The organism is Chitinophaga sp. LS1, assembly GCF_034274695.1.
Classification (GTDB): domain Bacteria; phylum Bacteroidota; class Bacteroidia; order Chitinophagales; family Chitinophagaceae; genus Chitinophaga.
The window spans coordinates 2,792,501-2,809,193 of sequence record NZ_CP128362.1 but is presented as its reverse complement, the minus strand read 5'-3'; the positions used below and the strand labels follow the sequence as shown (position 1 = coordinate 2,809,193).

The window sequence follows — 16,693 nt, the reverse complement described above, 5'->3', positions numbered from 1 at the left end:
GATGGCCCCTATACCAGCAGGTGATTATCTACTGCATATTTTATTAGCATGGCGGTGTTCTTTACTTCCAGTTTTGCCAGCAAGTTCTTCCTGTGGCTATTTACTGTATCTGCACTAATGAACAACTTCTCCGCTATTTCAGGATTTGTATTGCCTTCGGCAATTAATGATAGGATTTCTTTTTCCCGCCTTGTCAGGTGATGCTTTTTCCCTTCCCCTAACAACTGACTCACTCCCGGCGAGAAATAGGTTCCCCCATTATACACCGTATGAATCGCTTCCAGCAATTCTTCCCTATCCGCATCTTTCATCACATACCCACTCGCTCCATGGGCCATCATCTCAGTTATATATTTCACATCCCGACAGGAGCTTAATGCCAATAGCTTTATGGAAGGATGCGTTACTTTTATAGCCGCACACAAATCCACCCCATCAATATCAGGCAGACATACATCTGTAAGAATTAAATCAATAGCATGTGCTGAAACGAATGACAGGCAGGAGGCACCATTGCGGGCTTGTCCGGCAACGGTGATGTCGGGTGCGCCCTTTAGCAATGCACGCAGCCCTTCCAGGATCAATGGATGATTATCCACAAAATACAGGCGGATCATGGGTTTTCAATTATATGTAATTTACCAAAAAACCGGGTCTTTAAGAAAGCAGGATACACCTGTCCCAGGCAGGCTCCGTATCCATATCCAGTGCGGCAATCAGCGCCAAACCTACTCCGGCGACACCTTCCAGTACACCTTCCTTTATTTCATATTTTCCATCACCATAAAATCCTATACCGGCAGGACTATCATATATATCAATCGTATGTTGTAACCATTTTTCGGCTCCCTGCTGAAAGAGTTTTTCCCCTGTTTCACGGTAAGCTCGGTTGAAGATATGGGCGATGCCCGCACTCCCATGACAGATGCAGGTGTCGTGCACGATGCCGTTCTGAACATCCCTGTTTTGTACGCTGTGGGCCAGTATTTCGTATGCCGGGTTGGTGTATCCGCCATACAGCAGCGTCATGGCAACCGGCAGATCGCCATAACACCAGCCCATACGGCTATGGCTGGCAGTAAGTGCGGTTCCTGCGTTGTTCACAAGCGTTGGATATCGTGAGGGAGAACCGGGGGGATTACTCACTGACAGTAGCCAGTCCAGACTCTTTTCTACCAGATTACCGGCATCAATACCTTTTGCCTTTATCCTTGATAATATACCAACAATGGCAGGCATACCATGGGCCATACCCAAATTGTAACAAGGCTCATCAGGCAAAGAAGGTACTGTTTGCCTGGAAAAATGATCTTCCCAGGTAATGCCGTTTGGGAGATGAGTGGCAGTATTTGCTAATGCTATTGCGATTTCTGATAACCGTGGGTCTGGCGTTTCTTTTTCCAGAAAATATAATGCTATACCCAGCCCTTCGTGAAGGAAATCGTATCGCTTATTGTTCAGGTCTGCTATCATCTGGTCGCCCAGTAGCACATCTACTTCAGAGAAGATCTCGTCCATATCACCATCCACAAAACCCTGGTTCATGAGGTGTTGAATACACCATACTTCGCCGGCAATGCCATTGCAATGCGTAGGCAACAACGCATGGGATGACATCGCTTCGATACTGCTGAGTATAAGCGCATGTACCTTTTCAAGGTATTCTTCTTTTCCGGTGAGTTGGTAGTAGTAGGCGTAGAATAAAGCACAACCGGTGTGCCCTCCCAGTAATCCGGGTTGATGATCTGTTTTGAGGAGTTGGTCTAGCTGCAGACTTATGTCTTTCAGGATATGGGTTACTCTTTTCTGATACATATCCGTAAACTACGAAAAGGGGCTCACTTTATGGCAAGCCCCTTTTCCAATACTCAATATCTGCAGGAGTCAATACTGCAAATAGAGAGTACATGACTTGCGTTTTGAGTGCATACCGCACTACCTGATTCGGCTTTGTCCTTTTTGGTGCCTTGCAGGGATGCGATTTTCACTTTGCTTAAGTTCAATTTTTTGGTGGATTCCTTTTTCATAAGATGCTTTTTTAAGGATGATTAACGAACTGTTGGCGTGCACTTAAAAAAGCTGCAGCCAGTGACGAGCGTGGGCTTTTTTTCTTCAGGTTGCCGGGCTTTCAGGTTCGCAATGCGGATCTTGCCGAGGGAGAGCTTTTTAGCTGTTTGCTTTTTCATGGTTAATAGAATTTATTAAAAGATAAAGAGAATATACTCAGTCGCAGGGCGATTTTGACAACTTGTTGTCCAGTTGGAAAAATTTCCCCCTTTCAGGGTATCTTGCAGCTAAGACAATAATGTTATCTTACTATACTTAGCCCATCCTATATGATCACCGTCAAGGACTTTTATTTAGTACGAACTCCTTTACAGTCTATACAGTTCTTAGATCAGTTTCAGCAAATTGATATGGCGGCACTACCTGCCAAATTGTTTTCCCTGTTCCAGGATCCGACTTTGCAGGAATCGATTTATATCGCTTCGCCGGAGTTGTACCAGGAGCTCATGAAGTGGCTGCAGGGTGGCACAGGTAGTGAGAAAATGTGTATGGCGCTATATAGGTATGTGCTAAGAATGAGTACGCGGTGTACGCCGTATGGCTTGTTTGCAGGGTGCGCTACGGGGTACTTTTCGGATGTTACTGCTATTAAAATCGGTCAGGAGCATAGGAAACATTGCCGCCTGGATATGAACTATGTGGCAGAGCTGGCAGCGATGATCACACAGTTGCCCGAGGTAAAGGTGCAATTACGGTATTTCCCTAATAATTCTATTTACCCGGTAGCGGATACTTTCCGGTATGCAGGGTTTACGGTGAAAAATAAATTCAGAAACTACGAACTGGCGGCGGTAAGCAGGAGTCCATATCTGGAAACACTATTGTCCGTAGCTGGCGCTGGCGCAACGATCGATCAATTGTGTGCAGCGATTGTGGACGAGGAGATTATGGAGGAGGATGCGCGTGAGTTTATAGATGAGCTGATTGTAAATCAGCTATTAGTAAGTGAACTAGAACCGACAGTCACAGGCGATGAATTCTTTTCTTACTTATTAAAGCGGTTATCCACATTATCAGGTACGGAGCAGATCGCTCATACTTTACAACAGATTCAACAATTATTGTCAGATTCGGCTGCGGGTGTGGATAAGTACCTGCGTACCCATGCTTTGGTGCAGGAATTATTACCTGATACGAAAAGTAAAGACCTGGTACAGACGGATCTGTTTCTGGCAACTACACAGAATACAATTAGTTCTTCCTTAATCAAAGACTTGCAGGACCAGGTATTGCCGTTGTGGAAAATGGCGAAACCGAATACCAATTCGGATATGACCAACTTCATGAACCGCTTCAGAGAGCGGTATGAAGACCAGGAAATACCACTGGCGTTAGCGTTGGATAATGAGGCGGGTATTGGATATGCCCATAGTCAGTCGGATCATACTCCATTGATTGATGACCTGGCCATCACTACAAATGAGGAGCAGACGAATATGCAGTGGAGTAAGTTCCGGAGTTTTCAGCTGGAGAAACTGCATGTTTGTATGCAACAGGGGCTATCATCACTGGAGTTGACAGATGCAGATCTGGAAACGTTGAAAAACCCGGTGCCCGTGGTATTGCCATCCAGTATGTACCTGATGGGAAGTCTGCATGGCAGTAGTGCCGAGGCGATAGATAATGGGGACTATCTGTTTGAGTTCAATGGTTTCAGTGGCCCTTCTTCTGCAAATTTATTAGGTCGGTTTTGTCATGGAGATGCACAGTTATTGGCGCATGTTCGTGAATGTTTACGGGAGGAAGAACAACAGGATCCAGCTGTAATTTATGCAGAGGTTGTGCATTTGCCGGAAGCGAGAACGGGGAATATCCTGCTGCGTCCTCAATTGAGAGCATATGAAATTGTGTATCTCGGTAATGGTAGTGTACCGGCAGAAAATCAATTTCCGATTACAGATCTGATGATCAGTGTGCGTCAGAATAAAATCGTGTTGCGCTCTAAGAGATATAATAAGCGGGTGATTCCAAGACTAAGTACGGCGCATAATTTTGCCCGGAATAGTCTGCCGGTGTATCATTTTCTCTGTGATCTGCAATCACATATGGCGGCTGGCTGGCAATGGCATTTGCCGGTACAACCGGCTTTTTTACCGAGGGTAAGTTATAAAAAAATCGTGCTGAGCAAGGCGACCTGGCATTTGAAAAAGGGAGATGCAATAAAGGCTTTGCACCTGCCTCGGTACATTACCATTATGGAAGGCGATAATGAGCTGTTCATAGATATGGAGAATGCCGTGAGTGTGAAACTGCTACAGACAATGCTGGAAAAGAAAGAGAAGATCACGTTGCAGGAAGTGATTGGAACGCCGGATCAATGCTGGATTCAGGGTGCATCAGGACGATTTACGAATGAGTTGATTATCCCTTTTGCGAATAAAGTAACGGTTGCATCAACTTTGCACACTAACGGGTCTGAGCCTGCACGTAGGTTTATCACAGGTAGTGAGTGGCTCTATATCAAACTATATGGAGGCAGCAAAACAACAGAAGATATGCTGACTACTGTAGTAGCGCCACTGATTGCACAGGTGGAAGCAGCACAGCTGGCGGATAAATGGTTTTTTATAAGGTACAATGATCCGGAACATCATATCCGGTTACGGTTTCACAATAACAGTGATCCTACCTTCTGGCACCAGATCCTGCACTTGCTGCATGAACAGCTGGGCCAGTATCAGAAACAGGAATTAATCTATAAAGTACAGACAGATACTTATGTGAGAGAGGTGGAAAGATATGGTGCAGCTACCATGGAGTTCAGTGAACATGTGTTTCATGCAGATAGTAAAGCAGTACTAAATTGTATCTGCCAGCTGGAAGGTGAAGAAGGTGAACGCTACAGATGGCTATTAGGTGCCAGAGGTGTAGATGTATTATTACAGGATTTTGGGTATGATCTGGCCAGAAGAGCGGGTATCATGAAAGCCATCAGGGAAGGTTTCTTCCAGGAGTTTGGCGGCTCACAGGATTTACAAACACAATTGAATAGTAAGTATAGACAAGAGATGCGGCAGTTGAGTAGCTTTCTCGATCCCAGACAGGATGTGGAGAATGGCATTGAGGGATTGTTTGATGAGCGATCTGCTTTTATCAGGGAGATGATTCCTGCCGATATTGCTGCTGACGATTTACTACCTAGTTATATCCACATGTTTTTGAACAGGATCTTATTAACAGGGCAGCGCAAGCATGAACTGGTGTTGTACCATTTTCTGAGTAAATATTATGACTCGCAACTGGCGATTCAGAAGAAGGCACGGGGCTGACTAAAAGTAAAATGAAGGCGCTGAGAATTGCGTAAAAGCCATTTCGTCTCCATCACCTACCCGAGAGGGGGTACCTTTTTAGACAGCCCCATAGTATTTATTTTATTACGCCTGCAGGCACTTTGCCATCTACCTTGCCTAAGTCGAGTTTCAACAATTCAGCAATGATAGGGGCTACATCAGTGACGTTCATTTCTTTGACATGTCCACCCTGTTTGATACCAGCACCATAAGCGACAAAGCCGGTCTGAATTTCTTTGAAGTCAGGATAGTAGCCATGGGTACCACCTTTAGCGGGCTTGATGAATTCTCCTTTCTTTGAACTACCAATCGTTACATGACCTAAAGCTGTAATAGCCATAGCCGCATTGGGATCAGCACCTATTTTATCCAGTTGCTGACGATCTAAGATCCTGAACATTTTCTGCTGGTCAGCGGGTAAGGCTTTCAGTATGGCGATCACCTTATCCACAGTTGCTTCGTCGTTCTTATCTTCCAGGTGAAGGAAAGCAGAACCGCCGCAGGCGTGGAATTGCGCCTTGATAGCGTTTTTAACCAATAATACATTTGGATTAAAAGACTTTTCAATATTCACAAACCCATGGTCACCGGTAACGATGATGGTCGTGTTATCGGCAATACCAGCTCTCTTCACTGCTTCCAGAATAGTACCGATGGCTCTGTCAGCACCGGATACTGATTTTCTGACAAGGTAACCGTCACGACCAATCTGGTGTTCGTAGTGATCAGTACATGGGAAGTGTAGGGTAATGAAAGCTGGTTTATATTTCTGAATCAGGTAACCGCTGATTCTGGCAATGTTTTCATCAAAGATCAATTCTCCGTTGTTCATCGCCCAGTCATCTTCCTGTATTTTGCCCGTAGCGCTATCTTGTACTTCCTGCCAAAGCGTGGATGGATTTCCATATTCAGCCATCGCGACCCTTCTGTCTTTGTTTTTGTCCAATGGCCATACATCAGGAATGTTATAATCAACCGGTGCATGTACTGTTACGGGCCAGATCACACTGGCAGATTTCTTCCCGGCTTTGTGTACGGCATCAAAGAGGGTTGGTACTTTCAATGAATCGTAATAGAAATACCATACACCGGTCGCCCCCTTTGGCTCGTAAGGAGTGTTGTAATAAATACCGTGCTTCATTGGTGTAACACCTGTGATGAGAGAGGTGTGATTGGGATAGGTTACAGTTGGAAATACGCTGTTGACACCATCCGCATAGGCCCCGCTATCTTTCATCATACGCAGGTTTACCATTCCCCAGGAAGCGTCCTGGTAAAAGTCGGGTCTAAAGCCATCAATGGTTATTAAGATGACATGCTCCGCCTGTTGGGCGAAGGTGGTGAATGCCAGCATGAGTAATGCGGGAACGAGTAATATCTTTTTCATAATAGAGTGTTTCCTTGTATAAATAACTCCTCTACGATAAGCATACCGCCAGCATTTGGGCGTAATTCATAATTACTTAACAATGGTTTTCTTCTTCTTATACCTGCGGTTGTACCAGATCAGGGTACGGGTCACTGGCAGTAAAACCTGGATCTACCCTTTATAGGGCAAAGATTGGTCTGAGTGAATTGATCTTATTGAGCTGGCTTAGGTAGCGCCGCTCATCATATCCGTAGTGTTCGAAACCCGGTGCATTCTTCATAGACAGGGCTTTCAGATTCGACATTGGCAATGGATTTCGTTTACCCAAGCTACAAAAAGGTTATTTCCCGATACAGAACTTGCTGAAGATAAAATCCAGCTGGTCCTCATTTGTGATCTGTCCGGTGATCTCACCAAGGAAATGCAGACAACGTCTGATATCCAGCGACAGCAGGTCACCAGGCAACTGATTGTCTAATCCATTCTTTACATCGATGAGGGACTTCATCACTTCCTGCAGGGCTGCATGGTGGCGGGCATTGGTCACAATGGTCGCTTCCGTGTTGATATCTCCACTCATGACTTTATGTACCAGACGGTTTTTCAGGTCTTCGATATGCTCATGCTGGCGGGCGGAGATATACAAGATGTCTTCCATGCCCCTGAATTTGGATTTATTGGCTTCCAGTCCGGCGATATCAGTTTTATTCCCTACCAGCAGGTAGTTGATATTATCTTTTTTAAAGGCATCGATCTGTTCATGCAGGTCTTCAACACTGGTCTGGTTCACATCAAACATGTATAACACTACACCGGCCTCACGAATTTTCTCCATGGTCTTTTGCACACCGATACTTTCAATAGTGTCATTGCTTTCGCGGATACCAGCTGTATCGATCAATCTGAACAGGATGCCCTGGATATTGAGGATTTCCTCGATCGTATCGCGGGTAGTGCCGGCTATGTCACTTACAATAGCACGGTTTTCATTGAGCAGGGTATTGAGCAGGGTTGATTTTCCGGCGTTGGGTTTGCCGACGATGGCAGTGTTCACGCCATTCTTAATCACATTCCCCATCTGGAAGGAATCAGCCAGGTGCTTGACCACCTGCATCGCTTCGCTGATGAGTTTATAGAATGAGGTACGGTCAGCAAATTCCACATCTTCCTGACTGAAATCCAGTTCCAGTTCAATCAGTGCAGAGAAGCTGATGAGTTGTTCTCTGAGCGCGAAAAGTTCTTTTGAGAATCCACCTCTCATCTGTTGCATGGCTGTCTGGTGGCTGGCGGCAGAGTTACTGGCAATCAGGTCGGCTACAGATTCTGCCTGGGTCAGGTCCAGCTTGCCATTCAGGAAGGCACGCATGGTATACTCACCGGGTTTTGCCATTCTGGCGCCGGCACGAATACAGGCATCGATGATTTGTTGTTGGATGTAGGGAGAACCATGACAGGAGATTTCCACGATGTTTTCACCGGTGTAAGAGCGGGGCGCTTTATAAAGGCCCACGACTACTTCATCAATGGTACGACCATTCTCCACGATGCTACCGAAATGTAAGGTATGGCTGGCCTGTTTATGCAGGTCTTTGGCTGGAAAGAGCTGGTTGCAGATATCAATGGCATTGGCTCCATTGAGGCGCAGTACAGCAATAGCGCCTACACCGGCGGCAGTAGCGGGGGCTACAATAGTATCATCATATCCTGTAAGATTATTCCCGAGCATCATAATTTCATTTGCAAATCAGACGGCAATATACCAATAAATAAAAACACCCTGTCATGGCTAGGCCGTGACAGGGTGTTTTCTATTAAGCGTACGTTAGTACTACTCTTGCAGTGTGAAGCGGATAGGCAGGTTGAACTGAACTGATACCTGACGGCCGTTCTGTTTACCAGCTTTCCATTTAGGCATGATTTTCACCACGCGGATAGCTTCTTCTTCAAGACCACCACCTTTCGCAGCACCTACAGTTTTCACATCTTTGATGTTACCTTCTGAGTCTACTACGAACTGTACGAATACAGTACCTGAGATCGCATTTTCCTGTGCTACGCGAGGATAGTGGATGTTTTTGCTCAGGAACTTCGCGAGTGCTTCTTCACCACCTGGGAAGGTAGGAGGCTGTTCTACGAATGTGAAGATCTCTTCTTTAGCCGGAGCTGGAGGAGCTTCTACCACACCTGTACCTTTACTGTCTTCCAGCAATCCTGGGTCGATACCATTAGGATCACCTTCTACTGTTTTAGTACTTACAGCTTTATCTTTCAAGTCCTCTTGTTTAGGTGGCACCTCATCTGGTGGCACTTCACTATCTTTTTTGATAATGGGAGGCGTGAACTGCACTGAAGGCTTCACCGGTGGCGGTGGAGCTGGTGGCGGTGGAGGTGGAGGAGGTGTTTTTGGATCATCTGGGATCTTTACGTCCTCCATCTTGATTGTTTCGATAACGGGCTTGTTAGGGTTATCCCTTTCAGCCTTCATTATCGCTGTATTGATAGCGTAACCTACGATAACAAGCAACATCAGCGCTGCGCTGCCGATGAGGGCATTGCGCACCCTTTTGTTGTATTGTCTTCTAAGGTCATAAGCTCCATATTCCTTATTCCTGTTCTCAAACAGGATATCCAGAAAGTCGGAGTTTAAGATTTTAGCGGTATCCATTGTTTCAATTTTTAAGATGGATGCAAAAGTTAGTTAGTTCCTCAATTACTGGTTGCCGCCACCACCGCCGTTAGCAGCTTCTGTCTGATGGATCCAGGTTTTATCCTGGTCGCTGATGTCGACAGTAGCGTAACGTTGAATACGGTTGATAGCCATTTCATCCAGGATGTCTACAAAGTTCTTATACTTGGCATCATCATCTGCCTTGATAATCACTACAACATCTTCAGGCTCACCTTTTGCATTTCTCAATTTTGCAACATCATCCCGCTTTTTAATGATAACATCGCGGATGCCATCTTTATTAGCAAAGCTAGTCGCCTTGAAAAAATCAGGATTAGCAGAGGCACTTGGGTCCTGTGCTAAGCCTTCATAATAGTATACTCGATTGTCTTTTCCAAGCAATATAGTGAGGGCTGTACTTTCCTTAACCTTGTTTTGCTCTTCTTCATTCTTTGTATCCTTCGGCATGATCAAGTCCATTGTTTTGGGCTTGCTCATGGTAGTAGTCAACATGAAGAAGGTGATCAAGAGAAAGCCGAGGTCCACCATCGGAGTCATGTCTACACGGGTAGAATGCTTTTTGGATTTGGTACCCTGGTGTTTCTTCCCACCGCCACTACTGCTGGTATCCATTTCTGCCATAGTAGCTCTTTTTTTTAGTTTTCAAAAGCAACTCAGCGCCTCAGCACTGCCTGCCGTTTACTTTTCTATTCTTCTTTCTTGTCACCGCCTTGTGCACGAGCCAAAGCAGCAGCAGTACCTGGAGGTGGTGCCTCAAGGTTAGTCACCAGATTCAGCTTCTGAATACCTTTCTTTTTGAAAGTATCCAGCACGTCCTTGATCTTAGGATAAGGGGTGCTATTATCAGCCTTTATACAATACTGCAATCTGGGGTTACCACCCTGTGCAGATCTTGCATACTCGATCCATACTGCTACCTCATTGTTAGCGGAATCAGTAGGGATACCTGTTTCGAGACCGGATTTCTTACGTTCTGCTGTTTTCAGCGCGAGGTAAGATTTGAGATTCTTCAGCTCAGTACCAACACTGGAACCGATAATGAAGTTGTTCATCTCTTTTGCATCCAGACCCAATTTATACTGGGTATTCAGGTCTTCGATCAGTCTCTGACGTTTAGGCTGGCCATCCATACTAAAGAATACCCTTCCATTCTCGTCAATTGTTAACATGATTACATCGGAATCAGGCAACAATTTGGTGTTGATTGAAGACGGAGTTACCACAGTTACCGGTTCATCCGGCTTAAACTTAGTCGCCAGCATGAAGAACGTGAGCAGCAGGAAAGCCACATCACACATCGCGGTCATGTCAACCAGCGTGCTCTTCCTAGCCATTTTAACTTTTGGCATCTTTACTCCTTTTTGGTTTACTTATAAGATTCAAAACCGCATTTTTTCCACACAAATAATTAAAAATTATTTGTGGTTCGCAGCGAAGCTCTGAGTTAAAGTAAAGCCAGACTCGTCGATAGCGTAAGTGATGCTATCAATGTTTGTAGTAAAGTAGTTATACATGATGATCGCAACTGCTGAAGTAGAGATACCCAGAGCGGTGTTGATCAACGCTTCAGAGATACCACCTGCCAGTTTACCAGAATCCGGAGCACCAGAAGCTGACATCGCAGAGAAGGATTTGATCATACCCAATACTGTACCAAACAGACCTAACAGGGTAGCTACGGAAGCAATAGTGGACAGGAACACCAGGTTCTTTTCCATCATAGGCAGTTCCAGGGAAGTTGTTTCTTCGATCTCTTGCTTGATAGCCTGAATTTTCTGCTCAGTATCCAGCTCAGTGTTAGTGATCATTTCTTTGTACTTCTTCAGACCAGCTTTCAGTACATTACCAACGGAACCTTTTTGTTTGTCGCACTCAGCCAGAGCAGCGTCAACATTTTTGTTAGCCAGGTGATATTGAACCTTTCTTACCAGCTCAGCACCGCTAAACTTACCTTTCGCTCTGGAGATATAGAGGAAACGCTCGATTACGAAAGTGATACAAATCAGTAATACAGAGATCAGGATAGGTACGATGATACCACCCATGTAAACTGTACCAAACCATTTGCCTAATCCTTCTTCAACCGGATGTGAGTTGTCGTTGATAACACCACCCTGGAAGTTGTTAGGATTACCTAATACAAACATGTAAAAAAGAATACCTATTACGATACAAACAGGCACAGCCAGCATTGCAAATGCATTGTTTGATTTCTTAGGTTGATGAGATGAATTCGCTTTGGCAGAAGCTGCAGTCACAGTTGTTTTAGTCTCAGCCATGTTGATTGAATTTTAGTGTTAAAGATTAAACTATTGTTTTTTTGTTATTTCTGCAATGTTAAATACGTGATTCGCAAAGTTATACGGTTGACTTAAAAAAACAAGTGCAGCTCAAAAAATCTCACAAAATTTAATCTCCCTCCCCAAAAGCCCGCCTGTGGCAGACTTTATGCATTCCGATTTTTGTTTGAGCGACACTTAATTTGTTTAAATACAAAATATATCAAAGATTGGGGCATTCCCCTGAAGAAATACTATCCCTGGAACCTGAAATTTATTGATTTTATTCAAAGTTGGACGCACAATTTAAGAAATATTTTAAATGTTCCAACAGAAATTTTATCTCATTTCTCTTTCTAATTCCCGCTACCAATGGCACTTTGCGTCAATTTGCCCTTATTGATGGTTATCTTGCCGTTGTGCCCTTCAGTCATTCACATATAGTTCCCACCATTCTCTCCGATTCTCATAAGCGTATTCTTTTGATGAAAGACCCTGTGCTCGTGGATATCACTGAATCCTAATCATAGCCTAATATAAATATAAAAGCTACCATATCAATAAATTTACTCATAATCTCTGGCTCCCGCTATTACTTTAACATACCTTTAAACAATTATTCCCCCACATAGGCCAAAACTTCCATTCCTAAAGGTATTAAAGCGTTTATGGATTTCCCGCATAAGTTACTGCTTAATATGTTTATTTGCAACTTACTTTTCTAAAAAAACAGCTAAATCAAGAACAACCACTTAATAACTATCAATGAATAAACGTTTTATCCGCTCCTCTGCGGCTTTCTTTTTCAGTTCCTTTCTGCTGATTACAGGGACTTTCAGCCCTGCTGCAGCCCAAAGAAGAAAAAAACATGAGGGTAACACCACACCCACCGACTCCACTGCACGCCCTCCACTGCCTGCTAAAAGTGGTCCTAAAACCGCACCAAAAAAGTTCAGTGATGTCATCACAGCCAGCGCCAGAACGGATTCCGGACTGTTCATTATCTACAAACAAGATGATAAAATCTTCTTCGAAATACCCGATTCCATTCTGGGAAGAGATATCCTCGTAGTAAACCGTATCTCTAAATCTGCTGCCGGCCTGCGCTCTTCTATGTATGGTTATAGCGGTGATGAAATAGGGGAAAATGTGATCCGCTTTGATAAAGGTCCAAATGACAGGATATTCCTGAAAAACATCTCCTACACTGAGATTTCAAAAGATTCCAGTCAACCGATGTTCCAGGCCGTGATGAATTCTAATATCCAACCTATTGCAGCGGCCTTTGATATCAAAGCTTTCTCCGACAGCGCTCACAATAGCGTGATTGACCTCACAGATTACATCCAGGGTGATAATGATATCTTCTTCTTTGATCCGCGTACCAAGTCAGGACTCAAACTGGGCGGGGTACAGCCTGATAAATCTTATATCGTGGATGTGAAGTCTTACCCCATCAATACGGAGATCAAAACGGTGAAAACCTATTCCAAATCCGGTGGTGGTCAGGGCCCTGGAGGTAACTCTCCAAGTGGCAATGCTACGCTGGAACTGAATACTTCTATGATCCTTCTGCCTGCTACCCCGATGAAGAGCAGGTACTTTGATCCACGCGTTGGTTTCTTTACTACCTCTGTGACTGACTTTGATGCTGATCCACAAGGTGTGAAAAGATTATCGATGGTCACCCGCTGGCGCCTGGAGCCCAAACCGGAAGATAGAGAAAAGTATAACCGCGGGGAACTCGTGGAACCCGCGAAACCCATCATATTCTACATAGACCCCGCTACTCCTAAAAAGTGGGTGCCTTACCTGATTCAGGGTGTCAATGACTGGCAAACTGCATTTGAACAGGCAGGATTTAAAAATGCGATCATTGCTAAAATGGCCCCTACCCCAGCGGAAGATTCTACCTGGAGCCTGGAAGATGCCCGTTTTTCAGCAATCGTATACAAGCCTTCTGATATTCCTAATGCAAGTGGTCCGCATGTGCATGATCCCCGTTCCGGTGAGATCCTCGAAAGCCATATCAACTGGTATCACAACGTGATGCGCTTATTGCGTAACTGGTACTTTGTACAATGTGCGCCCAACGATCCAAGAGCACGTAAGATTGAATTCGATGATCAGCTGATGGGTGAACTCATTCGCTTTGTTTCTTCTCATGAAGTAGGACATACCCTGGGCCTCCGTCATAACTTCGGTTCCAGCTCTGCATACCCTGTGGAAAAACTGAGAGATAAGGAATGGGTCAGGGCTAACGGCCACGCCCCCTCTATTATGGACTATGCACGTTTTAACTATGTTGCACAACCAGGAGATGGAATTACCGGTGCTGACCTCTACCCTCGTATTAACTTCTATGATAAGTGGGCCATTGAATGGGGATATCGCCAGATTCCTGGTGTGACTGATCCGACTGCAGAACAGCCTATCTTGAATAAATGGACCATCGAAAAACTGAAGGATAAGAAATATTGGTTTGGTACTGAAATGAATCCTGACGATCCAAGATCTCAGAATGAAGACCTGGGTGATAATGCTATGAAAGCAAGTGAGTATGGTATTAAAAACCTGCAGCGCATTATGCCTAACCTCATTACATGGACAAGTTCTCCAAATGAAGGTTATGCTAATCTCAGCGAATTGTACAAAGAGATCAATACACAGTTTGGCAGGTACATGGGCCATGTGGCTAAAAACATAGGTGGAATATATGAGACGCCAAAAACTGTAGAGCAGGAAGGTGGCGTATATGCCGCTGTTCCCAAAGCAACACAGCAGGAGGCCGTAAAGTTCTTACAACAACAATTATTCACCACGCCAAAATGGTTACTTGATAAAGAGATCCTGAGCCGTACTGGTAATAACGCCACTGCTATCATCAGTGCCCGTCAGAATCCAATTCTTCAACGCATCATGAGTTCCGGTACATTGACAAAACTGATCAACTCAGAAGCAAATGAAGGCAACAATACATATACAGCTATTACCCTGCTGACCGATCTGAAAAAAGGAATCTTTAGTGAACTGACTACACATCAGGCAATCGACGTATTCCGCAGGAACCTGCAAAAGAATTATGTGGATAACCTGGTGGGCCTGATCAGTGAACCACCTGCCAATTCCGGTGATGGAATGATGATCGTGATTGGTCCAGCCACCAGTATTTCTGCTACACCTGCTGATGTAAGCAGCATTGCACGTGCACAACTAGTTGCATTGAAAGGTGAAGTGAAAGCTGCTGCTGCAACAGCCGGAGATAACATGAGCCGTTATCATCTGAATGATTTGTATGAGAAGATTAACCAAGCTTTAGATCCTAAATAAGATCTTATCACTGATACTATAAAAACGCTTTCTGTCATTGGCAGAAAGCGTTTTTTTTGAGTTGTAGCATTTACATTATATTTATATCACTGAACCTCAAAAATGTGAAAGAACGCACTTCAAAAGTCACCATTTACGACATAGCTAAGTCGCTAAATCTCTCTGCTTCCACGGTCTCAAGGGCACTGCAAAACAATACCCTGATTAATCAGGAGACACGTGAAAAAGTAAGACAGACTGCCACTGATATGGGTTATGTCCCCAACTGGATCGCATCCAGTCTTCGAAAGAAACGCTCCAACATTCTGGGGCTGATTGTTCCACGTACTTCCATGTATTTCCAAAGCACTGCTATCAGCGGTATCCAGCACGAAGCACATAAATATGGCTTCAGCATTGTGATTGGTCAATCTGATGATACGGTTGCGATGGAAAAAGAACTGGTGCAAACCTTTTATTCTTTAAGAGTAGATGGATTACTGGCGGTTTCTTCGATGTTTACCACCACGTTTGAACATTTCAATCCCTTTATCAAGAACAACATTCCGCTGGTATTCTATGATCGGGTACCAGCCGACTTCAATGGTTATACCATTACGGGTGATGATTTCAGGGGAGGGTACCTGGCAACGGAGCACCTGATCAAACAAGGATGCAAACGTATTGCTCATTTTTCGGGTATTCTGACGTGTAATTTGTATCAGCAACGATTAAGTGGTTATAAGGCTGCTTTAGCGCAATATGGCCTTCCTTTTGACGAATCCCTGATATATGTGCATAACCTGACTGCTGATGCAGCTATTACTGCTGCCAGACAGTTATTATCTCAGGAAGTATTACCGGATGGATTATTTTCTACGAATGATACTTCGGCTATAGCCTTCATCCAGGAGGCGAGACAATTTAATATTCAGATACCGGAACAGATTAAGGTAGTGGGTTATTCCAATGACGCATCATCCCGCATTATTTCTCCTTCGCTAAGTACGATAGAGCAATCCGGTTATTCAATGGGGCAAAAAGCTGTAGAGATTTTAGTGCAATTGATCAACCAGGATGAGACGGTGAAGATTACGCAGAATTTTGTATTTCCTGTTGAATTAATAGAACGAGCTTCCAGCAAGGTATAAAATGAAAAAAGCCTCTGAATAAATTCAGAGGCTTTTTCTAATAAATATGGCAGCTACCTACTCTCCCGCATTGTGGTGCAGTACCATCGGCCATAAGGGGCTTAACTTCTCTGTTCGGAATGGGAAGAGGTGAACACCCTTGGCAAAACCACCATAAGATCTTGAAGATCTTTTTGTTACCATTACGGTAACGCAATAAGTTGCATATTGGGAAAGTTATAATACAATATAAATAAAATTAAAGCTTACGGGCAATTAGTACTACTCGGCTTCGATGTTACCACCCTTACACCTGTAGCCTATCAACGTCGTAGTCTCCGACGGCCCTTAAAAGTAAACTCATCTTGAGGTTGGTTTCACGCTTAGATGCTTTCAGCGTTTATCCTTTCCGTACATAGCTACTCGGCACTGCACCTGGCGGCACAACCGATACACCAGCGGTACGTACGACCCGGTCCTCTCGTACTAAGGTCATGTCCCCGCAATTTACTAACGATCACAACAGATAGGGACCGAACTGTCTTGCGACGTTCTGAACC

Annotated in this window: 13 protein-coding genes and 2 rRNA genes (1 of these 15 only partly in view); 3 read left to right on the top strand and 12 right to left on the bottom strand. The window is 44.4% G+C overall.

All coding sequences use genetic code 11. The features are described 5' to 3' along the window. Positions 1–8: 8 nt before the first annotated feature. The 3 genes from QQL36_RS11635 to QQL36_RS11625 all read right to left on the bottom strand — a co-directional run bounded on the left by QQL36_RS11635 (position 9) and on the right by QQL36_RS11625 (position 2,186). Positions 9–617, bottom strand: coding sequence for a response regulator (locus QQL36_RS11635; RefSeq protein ID WP_083728755.1), 609 nt, complete (start codon positions 615–617; stop codon positions 9–11). Between the two features lie 40 nt (positions 618–657). Continuing rightward, on the bottom strand, positions 658–1,815 hold the full coding sequence (locus QQL36_RS11630) for a lanthionine synthetase C family protein (protein ID WP_321569804.1): 1,158 nt from the start codon (positions 1,813–1,815) through the stop codon (positions 658–660). Positions 1,816–2,048: 233 nt separating this feature from the next. Beyond that, positions 2,049–2,186: a class I lanthipeptide gene (locus QQL36_RS11625; protein WP_321569803.1), complete on the bottom strand. Its 138-nt coding sequence runs from the start codon at positions 2,184–2,186 to the stop codon at positions 2,049–2,051. A 150-nt stretch (positions 2,187–2,336) separates the two neighbouring features. Here QQL36_RS11625 and QQL36_RS11620 point away from each other — a divergent pair, with 150 nt between their 5' ends. Then, positions 2,337–5,336 (top strand): lantibiotic dehydratase, encoded by a 3,000-nt coding sequence (locus QQL36_RS11620; RefSeq protein WP_083728751.1) that lies wholly within the window; start codon positions 2,337–2,339, stop codon positions 5,334–5,336. A gap of 97 nt (positions 5,337–5,433) precedes the next feature. Here the strand turns inward: QQL36_RS11620 and QQL36_RS11615 are convergent, their stop codons facing one another. The 7 genes from QQL36_RS11615 to QQL36_RS11585 form a co-directional block, all read right to left on the bottom strand. After that, complete coding sequence (locus QQL36_RS11615) at positions 5,434–6,744, bottom strand: alkaline phosphatase family protein (RefSeq protein ID WP_083728749.1); 1,311 nt, start codon at positions 6,742–6,744, stop codon at positions 5,434–5,436. Positions 6,745–6,904: 160 nt separating this feature from the next. Then, positions 6,905–7,030, bottom strand: a complete 126-nt coding sequence (locus tag QQL36_RS11610; protein WP_321569802.1) for a hypothetical protein — start codon at positions 7,028–7,030, stop codon at positions 6,905–6,907. Between the two features lie 36 nt (positions 7,031–7,066). Next, complete coding sequence (gene mnmE / locus QQL36_RS11605) at positions 7,067–8,455, bottom strand: tRNA uridine-5-carboxymethylaminomethyl(34) synthesis GTPase MnmE (RefSeq protein ID WP_321569801.1); 1,389 nt, start codon at positions 8,453–8,455, stop codon at positions 7,067–7,069. Between the two features lie 99 nt (positions 8,456–8,554). Then, positions 8,555–9,391, bottom strand: coding sequence for an energy transducer TonB (locus QQL36_RS11600; RefSeq protein WP_083728745.1), 837 nt, complete (start codon positions 9,389–9,391; stop codon positions 8,555–8,557). Positions 9,392–9,436: 45 nt separating this feature from the next. Beyond that, entirely contained in the window at positions 9,437–10,036 is a 600-nt protein-coding gene (locus QQL36_RS11595) for an ExbD/TolR family protein (protein WP_083728743.1), read from the bottom strand. A gap of 65 nt (positions 10,037–10,101) precedes the next feature. After that, positions 10,102–10,764, bottom strand: a complete 663-nt coding sequence (locus QQL36_RS11590) for an ExbD/TolR family protein (protein WP_083728741.1) — start codon at positions 10,762–10,764, stop codon at positions 10,102–10,104. 66 nt (positions 10,765–10,830) lie between these two features. After that, positions 10,831–11,694 (bottom strand): MotA/TolQ/ExbB proton channel family protein, encoded by an 864-nt coding sequence (locus QQL36_RS11585; protein ID WP_321569800.1) that lies wholly within the window; start codon positions 11,692–11,694, stop codon positions 10,831–10,833. A gap of 765 nt (positions 11,695–12,459) precedes the next feature. Between QQL36_RS11585 and QQL36_RS11580 the strand changes: the two genes are divergently transcribed. Both QQL36_RS11580 and QQL36_RS11575 read left to right on the top strand, forming a co-directional pair. Then, on the top strand, positions 12,460–15,024 hold the full coding sequence (locus QQL36_RS11580) for a zinc-dependent metalloprotease (protein WP_083728737.1): 2,565 nt from the start codon (positions 12,460–12,462) through the stop codon (positions 15,022–15,024). Positions 15,025–15,128: 104 nt separating this feature from the next. Continuing rightward, positions 15,129–16,154: a LacI family DNA-binding transcriptional regulator gene (locus QQL36_RS11575; protein WP_321569799.1), complete on the top strand. Its 1,026-nt coding sequence runs from the start codon at positions 15,129–15,131 to the stop codon at positions 16,152–16,154. A 44-nt stretch (positions 16,155–16,198) separates the two neighbouring features. Here the strand turns inward: QQL36_RS11575 and rrf are convergent. Both rrf and QQL36_RS11565 read right to left on the bottom strand, forming a co-directional pair. After that, positions 16,199–16,310 (bottom strand): 5S ribosomal RNA (gene rrf, locus QQL36_RS11570). Positions 16,311–16,389: 79 nt separating this feature from the next. Continuing rightward, positions 16,390–16,693 (bottom strand): 23S ribosomal RNA (locus QQL36_RS11565); it runs 2,577 nt beyond the window's last position.